Consider the following 24,047-nt stretch of genomic DNA (forward strand, 5'->3'; position numbering starts at 1 on the left):
GTCAATGCTACACACCGATCTATCTTTGCTATTAAAACGGTCCATAATTAATTGCCTGGGCAATAATTAAAAAGATCACAACAATAACAATTTGAATAGCAACATAAGGGAATACCCATTTAGCCCATTTTGAATAAGGAATGCCCATCATACCTAGAGCTGCTAACAATAGTCCACCAGTCGGAATGATTAAACTAGAGACACCGCCACCCATTACAGTAGCAAACGCAGCTGTTTGTCTTGTTACTCCCACTAGGTCTGCTAACGGTGCCATAATTGGCATTACTAATGATGCATGTCCACTTCCAGACGGCACTAAGAAATGAATAAAGAAATTGACAACTGCCATCCCTACCGCTGTTACGCTTGGTGATAAGCCATCAAGCAAACCAGAAGTAACATGTAATATCGTATCTAATAAGTTTCCTGAAGTAAGTACGACAAGGATTGTATTAGCAATCCCAATAATCATCGCACCTGAAATCATTTCAGAACATCCTTTTAAAAATGCATCCGTCATTTCATTGCCAGAAAGTCTTCCGATAAGACCCATAATAATTGCACCTAATAAGAAAATCCCTACAATTTCACTGATATACCAGCCAAGACTAATAACGCCATAAATCAGCGCGATAAAGCAGCCTAAAAACACTAAAAGAGAAATTGCATGTCTTTTACTTAACTTGAAATCGTCATCAAACGTAATTCTTTCATTCGGGTTAAACTTCCCGTATTCAGCTAGTTCAGGATTTTTCTCGATTTTATTTACGTGTCGTAAAATAAAAGCAACCGATAAAATGTAGAAGATTACGTAAATAGCGATACGTAAGCCCATACCCGAGTACATTGGAAGTTCAGCAACTGTTTGAGCAACACCAATTGTAAAAGGATTCGTAATACCAGCAGTAAATCCAGCACCTATCATGCCGAGAAATACTATCGCGACACCTGTTAATGCATCAAAGCCTAAGGCAATCGTCATTGGAGCAACGATTGTAATATAGACTAACGAATCTTCAGCTGCGCCAATAAGGGTACCTAGTAACGAGAACAGAAGTACCATCACTGGAATAATTAATTTTTTTCGTTTACCAAACTTTTGTGCAGTAAATCGAATTAACGCATCAATAGATCCTGTAGCTTGCATAATTCCAAGAGCACCACCAATTAGTAGTACAAATAATATAATTGGTGCACCTTTGACCATCCCTTGGTGAAATGCATTAAACATGTCTAGCAAGCCTACAGGCGTATTTGTGATGTATTCAAATTTTGTAGGGTCAATAATCGTTCTACCATTTTCCTCATATCTAGCGTATTGACCAGCAGGTATAACATAGGTTAAGAGCGTAAGAACAACAATGATTAAAAACATTAGAACATAAGCATTCAAGCCGCCCTTTTTCTTCTTCCTCTTTTCAGTACCTTCTTCTATCTTTATTGGTTTGGCAGTACTCAAACATAACACCCCTTTGTGATTTGTGTAAAAAGCAATCTGTCATACTATGAATTAACTCAAAAAACAGTCGAGTTTTAATCATCCTCTCGGCTAAAAAATAAGATTAGAAAAATTTAGAAAATACCCAATATTGCTAACGCTTTCATAGGTTTCATTTTATAATGCATTACAGGTCATTGATATTCTAATAGTGAATATTCAATATTACTATTTTAAATATTTAGCGTTATAATTATATTTCAAAAATTAAATCAGCATTATATAATCATTTTTATTTACTTTATAGCTTCAGAAATTAACAGGAAAGGTTGTTATGTAATTGGAAATTAGACACCTTCAGACTTTTCAAATCGTAGCAGAAGAAAAAAGACTAATTCAAGCAGCAATGCGCCTTAATTATTCACAACCTACTGTTACAAAGCATTTACAGCACTTAGAAGATGAGATTGGCTTACCTCTCTTTGAAAAAGTGGACAATAAAAGGAAGCTCACTAAAGCTGGAGAAATTCTTTATGAGCATGCAAAAAATATCTTAAATGAGATGTTTACGATGCAAAGGAGAATCGAAGAATTTCAAGGAGAAAAGCAAGTTATTCGTGTTTGTGCATTAGATGAACATTGTGACCGTTTTTTTCTACCACATATAGTAAATTTCCAGAAAAGGAACCAAGATATTTTAATAGAAGTTTATTCTGTAGATAGTAGCGATGAGGCTTTAAAAAAGATAATACAAAATGAGATGGACTTTGCTATTGTAAATGGTAGAACTTTAAACTCTGACATTTCCAATCAATGCATTGACTATGAAAGTTTAGTGCTGTTCGCTTCAAGTAAAGTTGCTAATGACACTTCTCAAATGGAGAGCAAATTAGCAAAATACCCTGTATTGGTTGACCTTAGAGCTCCCTTTATAAAATTTGAAATTTTAAACAGAGGAATTCACTTTCCAAATACGATTCACTGCAATAGTGATGAGAGCATAAAAAATGCCGTCCTCAATCACCCGTATCTCGGAGTAATTGGGACAAGCAGAATAAGAAAGGAAATCGAGGATGGGTCGGCTACTATTTTAGAAACTTATACTTCAAACATTCCGGTCAAACTCATTGCCTTAACAAAAAATTTAAGTAATCCGATTTTACAAGACTTTTATAGCTCAATGAGTAAAATGTATCGTCCGCTAAGTAATAACTAGGAATCCTAATATTAGATGACCCTATAGCTGGGTCATCTTTTATACAAATGCGTAAATTAACTCTATTTAGCAATAGTTAAAAAGTATTCGAAAACAAATTGACGAAATTGGTTAGCCATAGGCGTGAAATAGCGTTTTTCTGACCACGCTAGCCCAATTGTGCGTTGACAAGATGGTTCAACAATTCGCAGTTTATGAGGAAACTCCTCTGATTTCGGAACCCAAGATAATTCAGAAACGAAGGCGACACCTAGTCCTTGTCTAACTAAATCAGAAATAACGGAAGGCTCATCCCCCTCAAAGGCAATATTTTGGACAAACCCAGCCTCCCGGCAAAATTGATCTGTTAAGCTTCGGAAGCCAAATCCTGTATTCATACTAATAAACGCTTCATCCTTCACCTCTGCAAGTTGAATACTCTCCCTGTCGACTAACCAATGATTAGGTGGCACGATTAAAAATATTTCTTCAGTAATAAGTGGTTCCCATCTAATACCCTCGCCTTCAATAGGAACTGAGGAAATACAATAATCCAACTCCCCTTCCATCAACAATTTTTTCATAGATGTAACAGACTTTAGAAATTGTTGAAAACGGGCATCTGGATATTTCGATAAAAATGAACCTAATAAAGCAGGCAATACTCTTGGAATCGTTACTGCCAATGTAATACTCTTTTGATCTTGCTCAGTAAATTGAGCTAGCTCCCTTTGTCCCTCATTCAATTCCGCAAAAGCCCTTTCCACACGATTTAAAAAAATTCTGCCAGCTTCATTTAAGCTAATTTTCCGATGTTCTCGGTCAAACAACACCACGCCCAAATCTTCCTCCAAGCGGGAAATCGTTTTACTAAGCGATGGCTGTGCAATTTGGAGCTGCTCTGCTGCCTTCGTCATATGTTCGAGACGGGCAACTGTTTGAAAATACTTTAACTGCAAAAGTTCCATATTGGTCCCCCTCTTATATAGATTTAAATCTATTATGTAATAACGATTTATGTATTATACAACATTAATATAATAGATTATTATGAAATAATCTTTTGAAAATAGGAAGGTAGGATTATTTCATGAAAGGATTTCAATTAATATTGCAAGACTTAGTAGCTATTTGGAAACATAAGCATGGGCGAACGGCCTTTATATTTCTTATTCTTGTTCCTTTAATTTACGTTGGGTTCTTTTTAGCAGGATATTGGGATCCATACGGACAATTGGATAAACTTCCCGTAGCTGTCGTTAATCTCGACGAGGGAGCTAATATAGATAATGAACCTTTGCATGTTGGCGATGACTTTATTACCGAACTAAAAGAAGGCAAAGAATTAAACTTCCATTTCGTCTCTGACAAGACCGCACAAAAAGGGCTTAAAGCAGGCGACTATTATATGGTCATCACAATTCCAAAGGATTTCTCTAAAAACGTAACGACTTTAATGGAAGAAACTCCAAAAACAGCTAAACTTTCGTACGAGATTAATCCAGGGAAAAACTTTGTAGCTTCACAAATTACTACAACAGCCGTGGAAAAAATGAAAACAAAAATTAACGCCAGCATAACGAAGTTTTACTCTGAATCTATTCTCACTAAATTCCAGGATGCTTCGACTGGTTTTGCAACAGCGGGCGCTGGGGCGAAAAAGCTTTCTAAGGGAGCGACTGATATACAGAGCGGAACCGACAAGCTAGCGGATGGCATTCAAAGTTTAGATGAAGGAGCTCGCAAGCTTCAAACAGGAAGTTCAAGCCTCTCAGCAGGGCAGGAAAGCTTATCAAATGGCGCTCAAGGACTCATAAACGGTTCTGACTCTCTATATAGTGGACTACAGCAACTAACTGGAGCTGAACAAGCCCTTCAATCTGGAATGGGGCAAATGAGCGAAAGTATGACAGACTGGTCCTCTAAAAATACAGAGCTAGTTCAAGGTCAACAACAAGCGGCTAAAGCAGCAAGTGATTTGAGCGGGCAATTAGCTCAATATATAAAAGATCATCCCGAAGCGAAGCAAGATTCGGAATTTCAACAACTGATTGCTTTAGCAGAGACATTATCTGCAACTGAAACTACTTTAACAAATGGTCAACAACAAGTAGGCGCAGCTGCTAAAAAAATAGCGGCAGGTCAAGCTACACTTGAAACTAGCATGATAACGTTTGGAACAAAGATGACTCAGGCTACTGCGGGAGCAAAACAACTTCAACAAGGAGTGACTGAATTTGCAAGTGGTTTTGCTAAATGGACAACAGGCTTTACTACGCTTAATACTGGGATTACAGCGCTATCTAGTGGAATTAATGAAGTATCAGGCGGATTTCCAAAACTGCAAAATGGGCTTTCCTCTTTAGTAGTGGGATCAAATGAATTAGCATCAAAACTAAATAGCGCGGCAGCAAAAACATCTAATCTTCAATTTGACGATGCAACGACATCGATGTTTGCCCAACCAATCGAATTGGTAGAATCCGATTTATCTGACGTTCCGAACTATGGTGTCGGTATCGCACCTTATTTCTTGTCACTCGCTTTATTTGTAGGAGGCATTATGGCATCTAATATTCTGCCACTAGGACGCAGAGAACTTCTAAAAGTGACTGGCACCGTTCATTTTATTAATAAATTAGGTTTAGTTTATGTAGTTGGTTTAATTCAATCAATTATTGTAGATATCGTTATATTGTTAGGATTTAAATTAGAAGTAGCAAGTGTACCTCTCTTTTTCCTTTCAAGCATGATCGTGTCACTTACTTTTATGACCCTCATCCTAATGCTCATCATTCTATTAGGCAATGTCGGTAAATTTATAGCTGTTACGTTATTAGTATTTCAATTAGCAACCTGTGGCGGAACATTCCCTGGTGAGCTTGGAAACCCTATACTAGCTAAAATTGGCGGATTTTTGCCGATGGCGCATTCACTAAAAGGTTTCCAAGAAGTGATTACCCTTGGTGGCTGGTCAAACTTAGTTACACAAGGATCACTTTTACTCATCTATCTTTTACTCGCTTTCATCATCGCTTGGATTTCAAGCCACATACAGCATAAAGAACAACCTACTGTTGAAATCGCCAACTAAAGCTGTACTTTACTTTAGAAAATAAAAGGAGCCTCTCCATTGAGAAAGGCTCCTTTATTTATTTGGCATACTTATGATACGGTTTTCCATATAACCAAACAAAGTTAAGCATCCCCTACATGCAAAATTGCTTTTAAAATTTTATCAAATAAAATGAACGAATGTTTTATTTGGTGCATCTAATCATTAAAGGAGGCATGGAGATGGACGAAATCGAACTTGCCAAACAAGCGATTAATGGAGATGAAGCGGCACAGCTACTGCTTTTACAAATATATAAAGAAGCTATGTATCGTGTTGCCTATAGCTATATGCAAAATGAACATGATGCAAATGATGCACTACAAGAAATGACGTATCAATGCTTAAAAAATATTCATAAAGTGCAGACGCCTCAGTATTTTAAAACGTGGCTCGTACGCATTGTTATCAATACATGTTTAATGATGAAACGACAGCAAAAACGTATTGTCGTCACAGATGATATAGTGGATCAGCCCGAGCAAATGGCGGAACTATTTGAACTCAATGATGTCATAACAAAGTTACCAATTGAGCAACAGGAGCTCATTCATTTGAAGTACTTTAAAGATTTAAAAAACAGCGAAATTGCCACGTTACAAAAAATACCTGAAGGCACAGTTAAATCAAGATTACATAAAACATTAAAGAAGCTTCGTCATTTATTAGGAGAGGGGGGCATTTCATGAGTCAATTGGACAATGACCAACAACAAAGATATATAGAATTACTTAAATTAGTGCCTATGGAAACATTGCAGTCAAATAAACAGTTCATGGCATACAAGCAATTAAAAAAGAGAACTCGCCATAAACGCCTTTTACAATTAGCGGTTACTGCTGCTATTATCATGATTGCCCTTATTAGTTCCATTAGGGTATCGCCTGCTCTAGCTTATACGATGGCACAATTTCCAATATTAAAACCACTTGTTGAAATGATTGCGTTAGATAAAGGCATTAAAGATATTATTAACAATGAATACTACGAGCCTATTAATGTGAGTCAAACGATTGATGGGAAAACCCTTACGATTACAAGTGTTGTGGCAGATGAATCAGGAATGATCATTTCTTATAAGTTTCAATCAGACGAAGACTTAGCGAATATCACTGGCGTCTCTACAGAAGTCAAACAGCAAGGTGAACAAATCTATGCATCTGTAGGGAGTAGTTGGTCAGCACTGCCAGAAGGAACATTTGAAGTTGAAAATACAATTGAAGTGGCCGCAAGCCAAGGTATGAACTATTCATCGAAAGATTTTGAAATTACATTATCGCTTACAGATCATCCAGAAACAGTCTTTGAAATGCCATTTACATTAAAAAATGACATTAAAGCATCGAAAAAATACGCTATTAATAAACAAATAACTGTCGATGGGCAAGACTTTACCATTCATGAGCTTATTATTTCTCCGATTAGATCTGAATTGAAAATGTCGATTGATTCATCGAATTCAAAGAAAATATTAAGCTTTGGAGATATTCGCATCTACGATGAACATCAAGAGGAATGGGGCAAAATTCGGAACGGTATAGTTGGATTTGGTAATTACGAAGATAAGCAATTTAGTATTATGCTAGAGAGCAATTACTTCCGTATCCCAAAAAGTATTACGATTGAATTTCGAGACACTGAGGCTATTGATAAAGCTGATGAATCGGTAGTAATTGATTTTGAAAAAAGGGAAATTATTACTCAGCCTAAGAATATTAATACCGAGCTTGAAATAAAAGATTACTTTGAAATTCAATATAAAATATTATCCTCCAATAAAAATGAACTTAGAAGCATGTTTAATCATTTAATTGACGCTAATGGTGAAACTTACTATTCAAATAGTGCAACGTTTTCTGAGCACGACAACTATCTATTAATTACACAAAAATTTGATATGGAGAATGTTAAAAACCTCCCAGTTAATCCTGTGAAGCTTGAAATTGCACGTTATGACCAATATTTAAACGGTGTTGGACGTATCCAAGTGGAACTTAAATAAATTGTCATCCTAAAGAAAAGCCGATTCTAATAATGCCTAGAATCGGCTCTTCACATTATTCTCGTTCATTACTCGTCATTTAAACTTTAATTTCATTTTCCTGTAAGGCAATGCGCAGAAGTGGACTTGGTTCACCTACGCTGTAAAGCTGTAAATTATGCATTGCTCTCGTACAGGCAGTGTAGAAAACTCGGCGTAAACTCTCATCGCCATATATTTGCTCCGAAGCATCATAGATAATGACAGCTTCAAATTCAATTCCTTTAGATAAATAAGAAGGTATGATGACAACCCCTTGCTCGTACTCGGGGGAGCCATTTTTTATAAGCTTAATACCCTCAATAGTAGACAAAGCTTCATATGCACGCTTGCTCTCCTCTGCGGATTTACATATGATGGCGATACTGTTATAGCCATCACTTCGCAACGCTTCGACTTTAGTCGTAATACAGTGATGCAAAGCTGTGCGATCAGCTAATTGTGTCAGCGCAGGTTGCTCGCCATCGCGTTCAAACGGGATAATCCGTTCGCCATTAGGTACTAGTTTGCGGGTAAACTGGACAATCTGTTTTGTAGAGCGATAGCTACGAGTCATATTGATAACTTCTGTTTCATCCGGTCCATATAAGCTACTAAGAATATTAAAATCAATCATTTCACTTGCGTGCGCGAAAATCGCCTGATTAAAATCACCTAATACTGTCATTTTCGCAAAAGGAAACAATCGCTTTAAAAACTCGAATTGGAATGGAGAATAGTCCTGTGCTTCGTCAACGAGTATGTGCTTAATCGAGCTATTTGTTTGAAAACCTTGAATTAACTCTTTTATAAATAAAAACGGAGTAGCGTCTTCGTAAAATAGTTTATCTTCGTCTAGCATTTCCAGCGTCGCTTGGCAAATAGCCTCCCACTCCACTGGTGTTTCTCCCTCAATCCACTGTTTAATTTGCATAGGATCTATAAACAACTGTTTGTAAATTTCCTTAATGTCGATAAACTGCAACGCCCGAATTCGTTTCCGCAATGTCTTCAATTTCTTGGATACAATCAATCGCGCAAGTTTAGCAGTCTCCATCTCATAATCGGCTACTGCCTCTCTTGCAAAGCCCTTTCTTTTAGCTAAATAAACACGTGCCTTATGGTATTCCTCGTTGCTAAGCAGCTCAATTTCTTCTTGTACCCAGTCCTTCTTCCATTCGACTTTTTCTATTTCTTTTATTTCCTTCAGAATCCATTCCTTTAACTTTTCCAATCGATTCTGGAACTTAAGTGAAGCGTCGCTATTATAAAATTGTTCAGCGATTTGTTGCGCGGTAATAATCGGATGCCCTCTGAAGTTAATGCCCTTAAATATCATGCCTGAGTACTCCAGCGACTTTCTGTATGCTTTAATCACTTCAAAAAAACGAGTAGATGCTTTGAATCGGATGCTCGCCACTCTTGATTTATATGCTGGACTATTGGCTGCAGTTAAAACATATTCCAATTGCTCGTAAGGATTTTCAACATAAAACTCCTTACTTAATCGGTGATGCAAGTACTCCTGAAATGTAACTTGTTGCATATTTTCTTCACCAAGTTCAGGTAGCACGTTGGACACATAGCTATTGAACATTGCATTAGGTGAAAATAGAATAATTTGATCCGCATTTAATCTATCCCGATATTTATAAAGCAAATAAGCTATTCGCTGTAAAGCTGCTGATGTCTTGCCACTACCGGCGGCACCATGAACGATTAGCAATCTCCCATGATCATGACGAATAATTCGGTTTTGCTCCTGTTGAATCGTCGCAACTATACTATGCATATGTTTATTTGTACCTTGCCCCAGAACTTGCTGTAAAATCTCATCTCCGATAGTGAGACTTGTATCAAACATCGATTGAAGAACACCATCGCGGATTAGATATTGCCACTTTTTCTCCAACTCCCCTTGGATAATGCCTTCAGGTGTCGTGTACTGGGCTGGACCAGGCGAGTAATCGTAGTAAACACTTGAGATGGGAGATCGCCAGTCATAGATAAGGAAATCTTCCCCACTCTTATCCATAAGGGAAGAGATACCTATATAGACCTGTTCCTGAGCTGACATACCTTCCTCTAAGAAATCAATTCGGCCAAAATAAGGAACCTTCTGCATACGGCGCAACGTAGACAATCTTTTAGACGCATGTTTGTGGGTACTTTGGCTAACGGATAGTGCTTGCGTTTCTTGTCTTAAACCGATAATCGTCTCAAGATAATCGTCGAAAGTATCCATATTGACCTTTATTTCATCCCAAAAATGTTTGCGAATATTTACAACTTCGTTCTTACGCTGTAAAGTTTCTTTCTCCAACCTATTCAGTTGCTCTGAAATAGTCTCCATTACATTGTCTAATCGTTTTTGCTCCTGCTGAAACTCCGATTTCATCGCATTCACTCCTTAAAAATGTAAGTATAGGGGTTGACTTATAAAAAACAATGCTTTATAATTAAGATAGGGATAATATACCCTATCAATAATAAAGTGCCTATCTATATAAATTTAACACATGTTCATGTTTTTATCAATGGATTAACCATGATATCTATTTCTGTATAATTACAAATTTAAAATAGCGTAATAACACTTCGAAATCAGTATTTAGGAGTGTTTTTTTATTTGCAAAAAAAGCACCGATCTACAATCTAGAACGGCGCTTTTCCTTATTGTATCGCTCACTGCAAGCAATCAATGTTTAGTTATTTACTTTTTTAGTTTTTGGCACAAACCAAACAACAATAAATGCAATAATAGCTACGATAAGCATTGTGCAATACGTCGTATTAGCTGCGGTAGAATAACCTTCACTTGTGCCACTTGAAACCTTTGTTAATTGTATTGTATAAATAGTCACAATAACTGCTGTGCCAATTGCTCCTGCTAATTGACGAATCGTATTATTAACCGCTGAGCCATGTGAAGCTAACTCTTTTGGAAGTGCATTTAAGGCAGCTGTATTTAAAGGCATTGTAATAAAAGCTAGCCCAATCCGTAATATAATTGTGCGGACAAGTAAATACATATATGAAGTAGAAGCAGATAAATCAATCACTGCCCACATCGACAAAACGATTAAACTCATGCCCACTATAAATAATGGCTTTGCACCATATTTGTCATACATTTTCCCAGTTACCGGAGATAAACATGCATTTATTAATGCCCCTGGTAACAATAAAAGTCCAGCTTCAAAAGCAGTAAAACCACGACCATCTTGTAAATAAATTGGTAGTAAAATTAAATCCGCATACATTAATATGGTAATGGCTATATTAACAAGCGTTGTCATTGAAAACATTTTATATTTAAATACCGTCAAATTTAATAATGGTTCAGCTGAAGACATTTGACGCTGACAAAATAAAAACGTCACAATGATCCCTAAAAGAAGTGATGTAATAACAAGCCAATCAGCCCAACCTCTACTTCCTGCAATACTGAACCCAAAAAGTAAAAATCCAAACCCGATTGTTGAATACCCCACACTTAATCCATCTAATTTTACTTTTGTCCCCTCAACAACATTAAATAAATATTTATAGGCAAACAAAATAATTAGCAAAACAAATGGAATTAAACCAATAAATAGCCATCTCCAAGACAAATATTCAACAAAAAAGCCTGAAACAGTTGGTGCAATTGCTGGAGCGAATATAATGGCGAATCCAACTTTCCCCATAACAGCCCCACGCTCTTCCATTGGATATAAAAAAACAATGACTGTCATCATTAATGGAATAATGATTCCTGCCCCAACGGCCTGAATCATACGACCTGTTAGTAACATTCCAAAGTTCATTGCACTTGCTGCAACAATAGAACCTATTAATAAAAAAAGCATAGAACTGATAAACAACTGGCGAGTTGAATATCGTTTCATTAAAAAGGCAGTGATTGGGACTAGCACGCCATTCACTAACATAAAGCCTGTCGCTAGCCACTGAATGGTTGTAGGGGTTACATCAAAAATAACCATTAAATCACTAAGCGCCACATTTAGTAATGTTTGATTTAATGTAGAAAAGAAGCAACCTGCAATCATTACAAAAAGCAAAAGCTTTTTCGTTCGAGCAGATATTTCATTTTGCATAATAGAACTCCTAACGCTATTATAATTTTATCGACACATTGTCTAAAAAATATCTTAACAAGAAATTTGCTAAGTTGACCATGAACAATATAGGATTCACTGTCGACTACTAGACAATTTGAAACACACTGTATATAAAATCTACTATGATAGACAGGAATGAGAAAAATGACTAAAAAAGAGGATCCACGTGCCATAAGAACACAGGAAATGCTTAAAAGCGCTGCCTTAACCCTCTTAAATGATGGACTATCCATTAATCAATTATCTGTGCAAAAAGTGACACAAAAGGCGTTGTTAAATCGAACAACATTTTATTTACATTATCAAGATATCGATGGCCTAATTACACAATTAACACAGGAAATTTTACAGGAACTAACTGAAAAAATTGAAGCACTTATTCAAGTTCAGGACATCGACGAAAAAAAACAATTGATTCAATTACTAGATTATCTTTATACACAAAGACATCATCTACTCATTCTTTTTCAACTCGAACAATTTGAAAATCATCTATTTCAATTAATAAAAAAGTTAATCGAAATTCGCAGAAAAAAAAATACAAAAACAACTAAAAAAGTCTATGTCGATTCTCAAATTAAAACAGCTTCGATAGTTGGCGTTATCATGTGGTGGTTAAAAAATGGGCTACATTTAAGTTCTGATTATATTGCAGAACAAATTCATCTTATGTATAAATCTTAATAAATATCGAAAATAGCAATAAAAATGAATACAAGTTGGTATGTGTTAAGCATGCTACAATTAATGTATGAAGAACAGTTGGAGTGACGAAAATGAGTAAACGAGAACAACAAAAACAACAACGCCGTCAAAATATTATCCAAATTGCAAAGGATTTATTTTTGGAACATGGCGTTCAAAACATACAAATGCAGGATGTCGCAGACGCTTCTGGTGTTGGGATTGCGACAATTTTTCGTTATTTCCCTAAAAAAGAGTATTTAGTGATTGCAGCCTCAAATACTATTACTAATGATATGGCGACGCATATAGAGCAGATTGTTGAGCAGACAATACCTGCGTATGAAAAAATCAAACAAATTTTGGATTATTATATAAGTGGAACAAAGGACCCTAAGCTTCGTCTAGCAAAGTTTTTCGAGTCCTTTGATTTACATGAAAAAATTGCTACAGAATCGTCTGAGCAATATGCAGAATATTTTTTTGCACGAAGCAAATTGGCAGGTATTTTATTGACATTGGCTGACCAGGGAAAACAAGACAGCTCATTAAGACATGATGTTGATTTAGATTTATTTATTATGACGATGGTGCAAAATTTTAGTTTATTTACATTTAAATCAAGCCTAACAACCCACGATCCAAACCTCTCCGAGTTGTTATCTACGGACAAGCAATTGGAGTTGATGAAAGATGTATTTTTATCTTTTATTCGTCCACAATAAATGACGAACGTTTTGAATTGACATTCGATCGTGAAAGTTGTTAACTAGGAAGTAGAAAAGTGATAGTTAACTATCAAATTTTAATTTTTAGGGGGCTTTCTAAATGAGTCGTTTAGCAGGTAAAGTAGCAATAATTACAGGTGCTGCACAAGGTATGGGTGCTGCACACGCAAAATTATTCGTAGAAAACGGAGCAAAAGTTATTTTAACAGATTTAAATGAGGAAAAAGGAAATGCATTTGCAGCTGAATTAGGCGAAAATGCTATTTTCGTTAAACAAAATGTTACTTCTGAAGAAGATTGGGCTACAGTAATAGCGAAAGCAGAAGAAGCTTTCGGTCCAGTAAATGTATTAGTAAACAATGCTGGTATTACTATGGCGAAAAATATGCTAGAAGTGACATTAGAAGAATACCGACGCATTGTAGACATTAACCAAGTGTCTGTATTTTTAGGTATGAAAACTGTAGCAGGTTCAATGGCGAAAACTGGTGGCGGTTCAATCGTCAACATTTCTTCAATGAACGGCTTAGTGGCTGGCGCTATTGGTTATACAGATACTAAATTTGCTGTTCGTGGTATGACTAAGGCAGCGGCAATTAATCTAGCACCAATGGGTATTCGCGTAAACTCTGTACACCCAGGCGTCATCGCAACACCAATGGTTGTACAAGCAGATACAAAAGCAGCAGTAGAAGAATTCTCTAAACATATTCCATTAAAACGTGTAGCTCAACCAGAAGAAGTATCTAATATGGTATTATTCCTAGCTTCTGATGATTCTAGCTACTCAACAGGTTCAGAATTCGTGATCGATGGCGGCTTAACTGCACAATAATACTTGAAAATAAGAAGTCCGATTTTCTATTAAAGAAAATTGGGCTTTTTTTTATGAGCGTGCTGTATATCTCCCATTTCCCCCTCATTTAATTTCTTTGGCATAACACCATATGTTTTTTATTCCAATTAAAAGGGAATGCATTAATTAAGATGACTTTGAGGAGGATTCAAATGGAAAATAAAAAAACCGAACAATTAAAGAAACATATTATTGATAACTAAGGAAAACATGCCTTAACGACGAATCATGGATTAAAAATGGCAGAGGATGAATTTTCTTTAAAAGCAGGTTTAAGGGGTCCTACCCTTATGGAGGACTTTCATTTCCGTGAGAAAATGACTCATTTCGACCATGAACGTATTCCTGAACGTATTGTTCACGCACGCGGTGTTGGCGCACATGGTATTTTTCAAGTTTATGAATCGTTAGACGCTTATACGAAGGCAGATTTCCTTACAAATCCCTCTAAAATCACACCTTTCTTTGTACGCTTTTCGACCGTACAGGGATCTAGAGGATCGAATGACACAGTGAGGGATGTGCGCGGCTTTTCCACTAAATTTTATACAGATGAAGGTAATTATGATTTAGTCGGCAACAATATGCCTGTTTTCTTTATTCAAGATGCCATTAAGTTCCCTGATTTCGTCCATGCGGTTAAACCAGAGCCACACAACGAAATACCACAAGGCGCTAGTGCGCATGATACTTTTTGGGATTTCATCGGACAAAATCCTGAAACGGCTCATATGATTATGTGGCATATGAGTGATCGTGCCATTCCTCGTAGCTTACGAATGATGGAAGGTTTCGGCGTTCATACATTCCGACTTATTAATGCTAAAGGACAAGCCCATTTTGTAAAGTTCCACTGGAAGCCTACTCTAGGTGTACATTCATTAGTTTGGGATGAGGCTCAAACAATTGCAGGGAAAAACCCTGATTTCCATCGACTAGATTTGTATGAAGCAATTGAAAAAGGAGACTTTCCAGAATGGGAACTCGGTTTACAGGTAATTCCGGAAGAAGATGAGCATGCATTTGATTTTGATATATTAGATCCAACTAAATTATGGCCAGAGGAAGAAGTTCCTGTAAAAATAGTCGGCAAAATGACTCTAAATCGAAATGTAGATAATTTCTTTTCTGAAACGGAACAAGTTGCTTTCCATCCTGGGCATGTTGTACCTGGTATCGATTTCTCAAATGACCCTCTTTTACAAGGACGATTATTCTCTTATACCGATACACAACTTTCTCGCTTAGGAGGACCCAACTTCCATCAAATACCAATTAATCAACCAGTCTGCCCTTATCAAAACAATCAACGTGACGGTATGCACCAAATGGCAATTTATCGAGGTCAAACGAGTTATCATCGCAACGGTTTAAATGACAATCAACCAGCTCCTGTTCCCGCTGAAGAAGGTGGCTACGAACATTATCAAGAAAAAATTGATGGCAATAAGATTAGAGGTCGTAGCGCAAGCTTTTTAGACTTTTATTCGCAAGCAAAGCTTTTCTATAATAGTATGGCTCCTTATGAGAAACAACATATTAAAAAAGCATTCAGTTTCGAGCTTGGCAAATGTAAATAGAATGCTGTGAAAACAAAGGCAATCGACCTTATCAATCATATAGACCATGAATTAGCACAAGAAGTAGCCAACAATATTGGCGTAGCATTGCCTAAAACAAATCTTGAAATACAATCAAATAAAAAATCGCCCGCACTCAGCATGGCGAATACTATTTCTAAACCAGACACAAAAAATGTTGCGATTGTATTGAATGGAAAACCTAATACAACACTTCTAACAAAATGGCTTCAAACTTTCGCTAAACAACATGTAAATTATAGTATTATCGATAAAAAGGTATCTCAAATCGATGATTCCCTTAAAGTAACCGATACTTATGACACAACAGACCCAAGCCTTTTTGATGCTGTTTTAGTAATCAGTAGTGAATCTCCTATTCAAACACCTGTGCTAGAGTTTATGGAAACAACCTTTAAACATAATAAACCTTTAGCCTTTGACATTAATGATCCTCAAGCATTAGATTCTTGCAAGATAAAACTTGAGGGATTGGGAGTCTACAATTTAAAAGACTCTTCAATTGAATCCTTTATTGAAGGCATAGCCCAAGGTCGATTCTGGGATCGATAAACGAAAAACAAAAGAAGTCCTATCCAAAACTCAGTTGTTTGGATAGGCTTTATTCATTAGGTTACTAGTTACATAAAGGAATTGGTGTTGGCTTAGGCACAGATGGAGCAGGTCATTCGGGATTAAGCTTATTTGATCAGATGAAAGTGTTTAAAACATTAATACGTGCATTTTCTAGCGTCCCAATTTTTGATCCGGTTGTTATGCCTTCAAAAAGCATTTTAGAAATGGAAATATTAGGTGGAGCAAAAGCAATGATGCAAGTAAAACAGCTAGGAACATTGGAAGTTGGCAAAAAGGCGGACATGATCTTGATTAACTTTAATAAGCCCCATATTGCTCCTTCACATAATTTAATAAATACCCTGATTGAATCGGTTAACAGCAACGATGTAACAGATTCGATTGTTAATGGTAAAATATTAATGAAAAACAGAGAAGTTTTAACGTTGGATGAAGAGAAAATAAAATACGAAAGTAAGCTCGCAATGAAGGAACTTGCTATTCGCGCAAACATTTAACCCTTTATTTAGAGGGTTAACAATAATTGAGGTCTAAAATATGTTAACAAACACACTTCTATTAAGTATTGTTTTATGTTCCAATTTAGTGATTGGCATTCTATTAGGGATGTCCGGAATTGCGGGTTTTCTTCTCCCGTTAATTTATGTAGGTTTTTTAGAAATACCTGTCCATGATGCACTTGCATTGAGCTTTTTAGCTTTTGCTGTTTCAGGTATACTTGGCGCTTATTCCTATTGGAAATCTAAAAACATGGATTTAAAATTAGCGCTATTTTTAAGCATCGGTAGCCTTCCTGGCGCATTTTTAGGTGTTCAAATCAATGTGCTAATTTCGGATTTTCTGGCAAAACTGCTTCTGTACTTATTTATTCTGGTAGCTGGATTGTCGATTATTTTTAAGAAAAACAATGAGATTGCAATTATGAAGAAATCGAAAGTATTGAATCACCCATTAATTGTGGTGATTATCGGTTTTTTAACTGCAACTATTTGTGCGTTAACAGGTGCTGGTGGCCCCATTTTATTAGTACCATTACTAGTTAACCTTGGTGTCAATATTCGTGTGGCTGTAGGCGTTAGTCTTTTAAATTCCGTATTTATCGCTATACCATCTATATTTGGATACTTTGCATACGCCAATGTAGAAAGTATTTATAGTTTAGTAATTGCTAGTTTAATCGGCGTAACGATTGGAATTCTCACGGGTACTCGCCTTGCCAATAAAGTACCTATGCACTTGTTAAAAATAATGATTGGTGTTATTACTATACTGTCTTCACTTTATATGCTCTTAACGTTAAAGTAGGCGCTTATTTCCCGGAAAATTTAAAACAGAGCCTTACTACATGAAAATGTAGTAGGCTCTTTTTATGTTGAGGATATTCAACAGTTAGCTCATAATGATTACAATGTTATCCCAGCTATATTAAAATATCCATTTTCAAAAGGAGCCGAATCATATGCAACCATTTACTAAAAATGTGATAACTGTAATAAAAAATATACCAACTGGTAAAGTAATGACCTATAGCCAAGTTGCAGCATGTGCGGGCAGTCCTAGAGGAGCCAGACAGGTTGTAAGAATACTTCATACAATGACAGAAAAATATAATCTTCCTTGGCATCGTATTGTCAATATCAAGGGAGAAATCACTATTAAAAATGCAGCGCACCAAAAAGCATTATTAGAAGGTGAAGGGGTTATTGTCACACAAGTCCTTACACTCAGCTTAGAGGAGTATCAATATAAAATAGACCCTATGGATTTTGATTTCTGAACTAACCCTAGCTTGATTCAATTATTAATTCCAATACCCTGCTTTTTCTAATTTCTTTTTACCTTTAAATGCTAATATAATAGCTCCCACATTTAAGAGCAACATGATAAAAATAGTATAAAGAACATAAGTATAACTACCTGTAAATTCAAAGATAAAGCCATAAATAGGTAAAGCAACAATACCTGCAACTGCTAATCCTGTTATAGCAAGTCCATAAATTTGACTGAACTCTTTATTACCAAATAGAGCTGTTGTTAAAAGAGGCCCTAGTGTTCCAAGAGATGCAACAACGAATCCATATAGACCAGTAGCTAATTTAAATATCATCGGATTTTCTGGTACTAATAGAAGCATTCCTACTGGCAATAACCCTAAAAACATAGCGGTAATTGCTGTATTTTTTACGCCTATTTTATCACTGAGGAAGCCGAAAAATAACGCTCCAATAACAACACCTACAGACCACGAGCCCATAGCATTACCTGCAAACTTAACATCATAGCCCAATCCCATTGCGAATGGTGCAACATGTTGGTTAAAAGCAGCTATTGATGTTTCACAAAAAAAGAAAAATACTAAAAAATAAAAGGCACTCGATTTTTTAGCTATAGTAGCAGCGACACCACTATTTGTTGCCGTTTGAGCATTAACCGTTGAATCTTCCTTCGCTTCATCCATACCATATGGCTGTAACCCTATTTGTTGTGGAGCTTTTCTAATCGTTAATAACACAATAGGAATAACAATCGCCATTACGCCGACACCTAAGAAAATATACGTATTTCTCCAACCTGCACTTGCAATTAAATTACCCGCTACCGGTTGAAGGAAAGCACCTATTAAACCACCAGCTCCAACCATAATACCTAAGGCTAAGCCCTTGTGCTTTTTAAACCAATTGTTAATAAGCACAGGCCCTGCTAATTGTGTTACGATTACAGATCCCATTGCCATTGGAATAGCAAACAGATACCAACCCCATACAGAGTTCATGAATCCAAACATTGCATAGGCTCCTGCCTCCAACGTAACAGCTACCACTAAAAGAATTCTAATATTATATTTGGCTATCATCTTACCTGCAACTGGTAAAGATAGCATTGTGACAATTGATGCTATGCTAAAGTACAATGTTAAACTTCCCATTCCAATACCTAAATCTTCTGTAACTGGAGTTAAAAATAGACCACCTGTAGTCGCAATGCCTCCTTTTGCAGCTCCGACCATTACAACTAAACCTAATAATACCCACCAAGCGTAGTGGATTTTTTTCTTTGACTGACTCATAATGTTCCCCGATTCGCATGTTGATTTTATTTTTTATATAAAATATCATTCCATTTTTAATAAACAGTTTGAGAAAAAAGTAACTATTAATATGCTATTAATTAAACAGAATTTATTATATCGATATATTAAAAATGTTTTCAATGAATACTGCTATTTCGATTTCCAATTGCCTCCTAGTTCTTTAGATACGTAATTTAGTTTAATAATAAACAACCTTCGCAATAGTAACTCGTTATTTATTATGTGTCAAATATATGAACTTTGTTATTTTACTCCAAAAATAAACCCATTATTGGTTGAACTTATGTATACACCATGCTACAAGCCCGTTTACACTGGTTCCCGTGTAACTTATGGGCTATCAAAGTACAAGCTTTTTATCCTTATATTTTTTAAATATTACTTTTCAAAAAAACCACCTAAAGCGTTGTCTTTGCCCAACGTTTTAGGTGGTTCTATTTTTTACAATACTTACAAAAGCTAAAATTAGTTGTAGAAAAGTGTGCCAGTCACTCAAACAATTTTCGCACAATTAAAAACACCTAAAACATTGTCATATCAACAACGCTCTAGGTGCTCCTTTTTAACACATTATATTCATCTTCCTACTAGTCTTCTAACATTTCTATCATTTTTGAATAGCCCATCTCTTTAGCATAATCAAGCGCTGTCTTACCCGAATTGTCACGAAGCTCTTTATTGGCATTGTAAGCTAATAATTCTTCTACAATTTGCTGATACACCACTGAACCGTCCGTTAATGCTACCGCTTCAATTAATGCCGTATAGCCAAATTTATTTTGATGATTGATATCTACTTTACCATCTTTTAATAGTAGCTTCACATTGTTTAAATGCCCTTTTTCAGCTGCAGGTATTAAAGCATTGCCACCATAGCGATTCACAATTTTTTGATTTGGTTCCGCATGCTCCATCATATACTTTAAAATCTCTGTTTTTCCTTGGGCGCCTGCATATAAATAGGCGCTATCCTGAATATGATCTTGTTGATTAATATCAGCACCCGCATCAATTAATCGCTTCGCAACTTCAATATAATTTTCATGTGTAGCAATTAATAAAGGTGTTTCCCCTTTATCATTTGTTTCATCAATTGGATATGATGAATCCTGTATAATTTCTAGCACCTTTTCTACATCATTTTTTTCAACTGCTTGAATAAGATCACCTGATTTTGGCTTCATAAGCTTTTCCTCCCCCTTGTCATTACACCCTGTGAATATGAATAATGCGCTTACTACAATGCTTATAAAAAATTTCATGTAAAACCTTCCTTTCACAAGGAGATTTTCAGCTATTAAAGCGATATCCACTGCCCCAAATTGTCTCGATTGGTAGCTCTGATAGTTTTCCTTTTTTTAATTTATCTCGAATGCGACCTACATGAACAACAACTGTAAAAACATCACCATCTAAGTCGTCCATATACCATAATTGACGGAAAAGCTGTTCCTTTGTCCAAACACGATTTGGATGCTCCATAAAAAACACGAGCAGGTCAAATTCCTTTGTTGTAAAAATAACTTCCTGACCTAAAACAAATACTTTGCGTGCGGCTTTATCAACAATAATATTATTCATCTCTAAATAATCCTGTGCTTGTTCAGTACCTGTCAGCTGCTTGTAACGTTTACTATGCGCTTGTACACGAGCGACGAACTCACTCGGACTAAATGGCTTTGTTATATAATCATCCGCACCTAAGCCAAGTCCTCTTATCTTATCAATATCCTCTTTTTTTGCAGAAACAATTATAAGCGGTATATTTTTCTTTTCACGAATGCGTCGACAAATTTCAAAACCGTTCATTGAAGGAAGCATTAAATCAACGACAATTAAATCAAAAGGCTCATTTAATGCTCGACTCAATCCTTCAGAACCGTCCGTTATGATTTCTGCCTCTATATCATGAATTTCTAAATAATCTCTTTGTAATTCTGCAATACTAATATCATCTTCAATGATTAATATTCGTGATGGCATCAGTCATTGACACTTCCTTTAAGCCTTTTCCAAGATTATTGTCACCGTTGTACCAAAATGTAGCTTACTTTGAATTTTTACTTGTCCATTATGCTTTTCAACGATTTGCTTCACAATTGCAAGCCCCAAGCCGCTACCACCTGTCGTCGACGTACGCGCTTCCTCACCACGATAAAAATGATCGAATACATATGGAAGTTGGAGCTCTGAAATTCCTTGTCCGTTATCCTTTATGACAATTTCAACAAACTGCTCAACTACTACTACTTCTAAAATCATACATAAAGGTTCATTTGGCTTTTTAAACTTCATACTATTTTCAATTAAATTAGAGATTGCCCGATTCATCTGCATACGATCAATATGAACATAGACATCCTCCACTACATTCAATACCAGCTGTACATCTCGATTGTATAATTGAAACTCCTCCACTATATGTGTAAGGAACTTGCCGATCTGTATACGCTCAAAATGAAGCTGAACTGCCTCTGCATCAAACTTAGAGTAAAGAAAAAGTTCTTCAATTAATCTGTTTAATGCAAGTGATTTAGAGTGGATGGTCTTCAAATACTTTTCCCGCTTTTCAGGCGTTTCAGCAACGCCCTCCTGTAAACCTTCCACATACCCAATAATTGTTGTAATTGGTGTTTTTAAATCATGAGAAATACTTGCGATTAGGTCTTTACGATTTTTTTCAAGGTTTCGTTGCTCCTGAATAGAATCTAACAGTGCTGATCGCATACTCTCAAAATTAGCTGTCAGCTCTTGTACTTCCCTTGCTGTATTAGCAGATAATGCCGGTGCCTCTATCATTAAATCGCCCTCTCGTATTTCAGACATGGTCTGTCCTAAATTTTCTAGAGGTTTAATAATTGTCTTGTGTAAAAGTTGATTTAAAAATAGCATTGCGGCAAACGATACTAGAAGGATAATGAAAATAATAATAATTCCCCATTTAGTAAGGAAATCTAAAAAGCTGTTTTCTTTTTTCAGCACTAAGACGCTACCCTTCGACTTGTCACTATAATAAAAGTCGAACTTAATATAACGGTACAGTCCCCCTGCATTATCTATTGTGCCCTTCGTTTCAATATTATTCGTATTGAAAGTTGGAAAATGCACGACAAGTGATCGTTCTACTAACCCCTGCGAATAATAAACAATGTCCTCTTCATGACGAATGACAACTCCAAGTGACCTTTTCTCAATCTGTTGAAAACTTTTTTGCATATCTTGCACTAAAAGCCTGTCTGGATCCTCCTTGGCAATATTACGTAGCTTTACATAAGCAAGCTCCTCTTCCGGGCTCAAAGAGCGTTGCTTTGTAAAAGTTTGATACAATGTTTTAGGTGTCGGAACAGACCCGGTTGTCACATAAAAAACAATGCATAAAATTGATAGAATAGAGACACTTGCAATCACAATACCACCGATATAAGAAGTTAAAAATCTATTCTTAATTGTCATATTGATCTCCTTTCCTCAATTTATAAAGGAGATTCCTTACTTTTTCAAGTAATGGACTTTGTGGTAATTTTAAAAACTAAATGTTGGTTTTAAATCTCCCTTATATGGCTCATGCTCTACAAAGATTGTGATATCATTGCCATCTGCGTCCTTACCTACACGTTTATAAGTAAACTTGTCATCGTTTAATTCCGTAAGTTCCAATGCTGCACCATATTTATTATCGCCTATTGATACATGTGCGCGTATTTTATTGTCATGAATGACATCAAAGAAACCGTAATCTCCGCGACTTTCTCCTGTCTCTCTATTAAAGAATTCATATTTATTTGTGTCCTCTTCAAACTTTGCAACACTTAAAAAATTCCCATTAAACTCTGTGACATCATTACCTTTTTCATCAAGCACCTTTGTTCCGTGCCATAATGTTTTACCAAGGATTTCATCTCCATCTACACTAGTATTAATATTTCCTGTAGAAGTAGTTAACGCTTTGTCTTCGTTAGTGAAGGCTAAATCATTTTCGTATGGTATATGCTCCACAAACACTTCAATGTCATTACCATTCGCATCTTTCCCCATACGTTTGTAAGTGAAAATTCCTTCATCTAATACAGTTATTTCAACCACTGCTTGATATTTCATCGTATTGGAAATTAAGATACGCTTCGTACCATCATTCGTCATAAAGAATGTACCCTCATCGCCACGAGTCTTCCCTGTTTTTGCGTCAAAAAATTCATATCGACCTGTTTCAGCATCGTATTTTGCTAAACCGATAAATCCAGCATTCTCTTCAGTTAAATCATTGTTATCTTTGTCGTAAACACGCGTACCTTGCCACTTTGTACTGCTTAAAATATTCGCTAATGTTTGGCCCTTTGTCAGTTGCTGCTCCACTTTATTAGCATCCGCCTGTTCATTTTGCACGACTGAATTGTCTGCCTCGGTTTTCCCTGAATCTGTGCATGCCGTTAATATTGTGACCGAACTAAAAATAGCGAGCGTTGCGAATTTTAATTTATTGTTCATATAATTTTCTCTCCCTTTTCATTTGCTTATACTTAATTATGAAGTCCAGTTCTAAACTGCATATATCGCAAATATAAACAAAATATAAATTCGAGAAAAAAAGCTTATTCGTTGTAAGGTGCTTATAAAAAAGT

The 24,047-nt window shown here is 36.1% G+C and carries 19 protein-coding genes and 1 pseudogene; 11 read left to right on the forward strand and 9 right to left on the reverse strand.

Going from position 1 to position 24,047, the window contains the following annotated elements; genetic code table 11:
* Positions 1-31 precede the first annotated feature (31 nt).
* Entirely contained in the window at positions 32-1,459 is a 1,428-nt protein-coding gene (locus tag ACQKNX_RS18620; RefSeq protein ID WP_427430135.1) for a YfcC family protein, read from the reverse strand.
* Between the two features lie 319 nt (positions 1,460-1,778).
* On the opposite strand from ACQKNX_RS18620, the gene ACQKNX_RS18625 reads away from it, so the two are divergent.
* Complete coding sequence (locus ACQKNX_RS18625) at positions 1,779-2,654, forward strand: LysR family transcriptional regulator (protein WP_427430136.1); 876 nt, start codon at positions 1,779-1,781, stop codon at positions 2,652-2,654.
* Between the two features lie 62 nt (positions 2,655-2,716).
* On the opposite strand, the gene ACQKNX_RS18630 is transcribed toward ACQKNX_RS18625, so the two are convergent.
* Positions 2,717-3,601: a LysR family transcriptional regulator gene (locus tag ACQKNX_RS18630; protein ID WP_427430137.1), complete on the reverse strand. Its 885-nt coding sequence runs from the start codon at positions 3,599-3,601 to the stop codon at positions 2,717-2,719.
* A gap of 122 nt (positions 3,602-3,723) precedes the next feature.
* Here ACQKNX_RS18630 and ACQKNX_RS18635 point away from each other — a divergent pair, with 122 nt between their 5' ends.
* The 3 genes from ACQKNX_RS18635 to ACQKNX_RS18645 all read left to right on the forward strand — a co-directional run bounded on the left by ACQKNX_RS18635 (position 3,724) and on the right by ACQKNX_RS18645 (position 7,750).
* Positions 3,724-5,727, forward strand: coding sequence for a YhgE/Pip family protein (locus ACQKNX_RS18635; RefSeq protein WP_427430138.1), 2,004 nt, complete (start codon positions 3,724-3,726; stop codon positions 5,725-5,727).
* A gap of 203 nt (positions 5,728-5,930) precedes the next feature.
* Positions 5,931-6,437, forward strand: coding sequence for a sigma-70 family RNA polymerase sigma factor (locus ACQKNX_RS18640; RefSeq protein ID WP_427430139.1), 507 nt, complete (start codon positions 5,931-5,933; stop codon positions 6,435-6,437).
* The gene (locus tag ACQKNX_RS18645; protein ID WP_427430140.1) at positions 6,434-7,750 is read left to right on the forward strand and encodes a DUF4179 domain-containing protein; all 1,317 of its coding nucleotides are present in this window, start codon (positions 6,434-6,436) and stop codon (positions 7,748-7,750) included. The genes ACQKNX_RS18640 and ACQKNX_RS18645 overlap by 4 nt, the downstream gene beginning before the upstream one ends.
* A 79-nt stretch (positions 7,751-7,829) precedes the next feature.
* Here ACQKNX_RS18645 and helD read toward each other — a convergent pair whose 3' ends face one another.
* Both helD and ACQKNX_RS18655 read right to left on the reverse strand, forming a co-directional pair.
* The gene (helD, locus tag ACQKNX_RS18650) at positions 7,830-10,166 is read right to left on the reverse strand and encodes an RNA polymerase recycling motor HelD (RefSeq protein ID WP_427430141.1); all 2,337 of its coding nucleotides are present in this window, start codon (positions 10,164-10,166) and stop codon (positions 7,830-7,832) included.
* 307 nt (positions 10,167-10,473) lie between these two features.
* Complete coding sequence (locus tag ACQKNX_RS18655) at positions 10,474-11,868, reverse strand: DHA2 family efflux MFS transporter permease subunit (RefSeq protein ID WP_427430142.1); 1,395 nt, start codon at positions 11,866-11,868, stop codon at positions 10,474-10,476.
* A 168-nt stretch (positions 11,869-12,036) separates the two neighbouring features.
* Between ACQKNX_RS18655 and ACQKNX_RS18660 the strand changes: the two genes are divergently transcribed.
* From ACQKNX_RS18660 to ACQKNX_RS18690, 7 genes and pseudogenes are all read left to right on the forward strand, one after another.
* Complete coding sequence (locus ACQKNX_RS18660; protein WP_427430143.1) at positions 12,037-12,576, forward strand: TetR-like C-terminal domain-containing protein; 540 nt, start codon at positions 12,037-12,039, stop codon at positions 12,574-12,576.
* A 92-nt stretch (positions 12,577-12,668) separates the two neighbouring features.
* Positions 12,669-13,301: a TetR/AcrR family transcriptional regulator gene (locus ACQKNX_RS18665; protein WP_427430144.1), complete on the forward strand. Its 633-nt coding sequence runs from the start codon at positions 12,669-12,671 to the stop codon at positions 13,299-13,301.
* Positions 13,302-13,404: 103 nt separating this feature from the next.
* On the forward strand, positions 13,405-14,139 hold the full coding sequence (locus ACQKNX_RS18670; RefSeq protein ID WP_427430145.1) for a glucose 1-dehydrogenase: 735 nt from the start codon (positions 13,405-13,407) through the stop codon (positions 14,137-14,139).
* A 260-nt stretch (positions 14,140-14,399) separates the two neighbouring features.
* Positions 14,400-16,313: pseudogene (locus tag ACQKNX_RS18675) on the forward strand (catalase).
* 80 nt (positions 16,314-16,393) lie between these two features.
* The gene (locus ACQKNX_RS18680; protein WP_427430202.1) at positions 16,394-16,834 is read left to right on the forward strand and encodes an amidohydrolase family protein; all 441 of its coding nucleotides are present in this window, start codon (positions 16,394-16,396) and stop codon (positions 16,832-16,834) included.
* A gap of 40 nt (positions 16,835-16,874) precedes the next feature.
* Positions 16,875-17,642, forward strand: coding sequence for a sulfite exporter TauE/SafE family protein (locus ACQKNX_RS18685; RefSeq protein ID WP_427430146.1), 768 nt, complete (start codon positions 16,875-16,877; stop codon positions 17,640-17,642).
* A gap of 154 nt (positions 17,643-17,796) precedes the next feature.
* A complete protein-coding gene (locus ACQKNX_RS18690) occupies positions 17,797-18,114 on the forward strand; it encodes an MGMT family protein (protein ID WP_427430147.1) in 318 nt (105 codons plus the stop codon).
* Positions 18,115-18,138: 24 nt separating this feature from the next.
* Here ACQKNX_RS18690 and ACQKNX_RS18695 read toward each other — a convergent pair whose 3' ends face one another.
* From ACQKNX_RS18695 to ACQKNX_RS18715, 5 genes are all read right to left on the reverse strand, one after another.
* Positions 18,139-19,404 (reverse strand): MFS transporter, encoded by a 1,266-nt coding sequence (locus tag ACQKNX_RS18695; RefSeq protein ID WP_427430148.1) that lies wholly within the window; start codon positions 19,402-19,404, stop codon positions 18,139-18,141.
* Positions 19,405-20,015: 611 nt separating this feature from the next.
* A complete protein-coding gene (locus tag ACQKNX_RS18700; protein WP_427430149.1) occupies positions 20,016-20,612 on the reverse strand; it encodes an ankyrin repeat domain-containing protein in 597 nt (198 codons plus the stop codon).
* 106 nt (positions 20,613-20,718) lie between these two features.
* Positions 20,719-21,411: a response regulator transcription factor gene (locus tag ACQKNX_RS18705; protein WP_427430150.1), complete on the reverse strand. Its 693-nt coding sequence runs from the start codon at positions 21,409-21,411 to the stop codon at positions 20,719-20,721.
* Positions 21,412-21,429: 18 nt separating this feature from the next.
* Positions 21,430-22,881, reverse strand: a complete 1,452-nt coding sequence (locus tag ACQKNX_RS18710) for a sensor histidine kinase (protein ID WP_427430151.1) — start codon at positions 22,879-22,881, stop codon at positions 21,430-21,432.
* Between the two features lie 69 nt (positions 22,882-22,950).
* Positions 22,951-23,913: a DUF4822 domain-containing protein gene (locus tag ACQKNX_RS18715; RefSeq protein WP_427430152.1), complete on the reverse strand. Its 963-nt coding sequence runs from the start codon at positions 23,911-23,913 to the stop codon at positions 22,951-22,953.
* Positions 23,914-24,047: the final 134 nt, after the last annotated feature.

This window comes from Lysinibacillus sp. NPDC093712, from assembly GCF_050280025.1.
In the GTDB taxonomy this organism is placed as follows: domain Bacteria; phylum Bacillota; class Bacilli; order Bacillales_A; family Planococcaceae; genus Lysinibacillus.

Coding starts and splice junctions, on each gene's coding strand:
- ACQKNX_RS18670 (WP_427430145.1), top strand. CDS start 13,405: ATGAGTCGTTTAGCAGGTAAAGTAGCAATAATTACAGGTGCTGCACAA.
- ACQKNX_RS18700 (WP_427430149.1), bottom strand. CDS start 20,612: ATGAAGCCAAAATCAGGTGATCTTATTCAAGCAGTTGAAAAAAATGAT.
- ACQKNX_RS18630 (WP_427430137.1), bottom strand. CDS start 3,601: ATGGAACTTTTGCAGTTAAAGTATTTTCAAACAGTTGCCCGTCTCGAA.
- ACQKNX_RS18645 (WP_427430140.1), top strand. CDS start 6,434: ATGAGTCAATTGGACAATGACCAACAACAAAGATATATAGAATTACTT.
- ACQKNX_RS18705 (WP_427430150.1), bottom strand. CDS start 21,411: ATGCCATCACGAATATTAATCATTGAAGATGATATTAGTATTGCAGAA.
- ACQKNX_RS18660 (WP_427430143.1), top strand. CDS start 12,037: ATGACTAAAAAAGAGGATCCACGTGCCATAAGAACACAGGAAATGCTT.
- ACQKNX_RS18690 (WP_427430147.1), top strand. CDS start 17,797: ATGCAACCATTTACTAAAAATGTGATAACTGTAATAAAAAATATACCA.
- ACQKNX_RS18695 (WP_427430148.1), bottom strand. CDS start 19,404: ATGAGTCAGTCAAAGAAAAAAATCCACTACGCTTGGTGGGTATTATTA.
- ACQKNX_RS18640 (WP_427430139.1), top strand. CDS start 5,931: ATGGACGAAATCGAACTTGCCAAACAAGCGATTAATGGAGATGAAGCG.
- ACQKNX_RS18665 (WP_427430144.1), top strand. CDS start 12,669: ATGAGTAAACGAGAACAACAAAAACAACAACGCCGTCAAAATATTATC.
- ACQKNX_RS18655 (WP_427430142.1), bottom strand. CDS start 11,868: ATGCAAAATGAAATATCTGCTCGAACGAAAAAGCTTTTGCTTTTTGTA.
- ACQKNX_RS18715 (WP_427430152.1), bottom strand. CDS start 23,913: ATGAACAATAAATTAAAATTCGCAACGCTCGCTATTTTTAGTTCGGTC.
- ACQKNX_RS18710 (WP_427430151.1), bottom strand. CDS start 22,881: ATGACAATTAAGAATAGATTTTTAACTTCTTATATCGGTGGTATTGTG.
- helD (WP_427430141.1), bottom strand. CDS start 10,166: ATGAAATCGGAGTTTCAGCAGGAGCAAAAACGATTAGACAATGTAATG.
- ACQKNX_RS18635 (WP_427430138.1), top strand. CDS start 3,724: ATGAAAGGATTTCAATTAATATTGCAAGACTTAGTAGCTATTTGGAAA.
- ACQKNX_RS18685 (WP_427430146.1), top strand. CDS start 16,875: ATGTTAACAAACACACTTCTATTAAGTATTGTTTTATGTTCCAATTTA.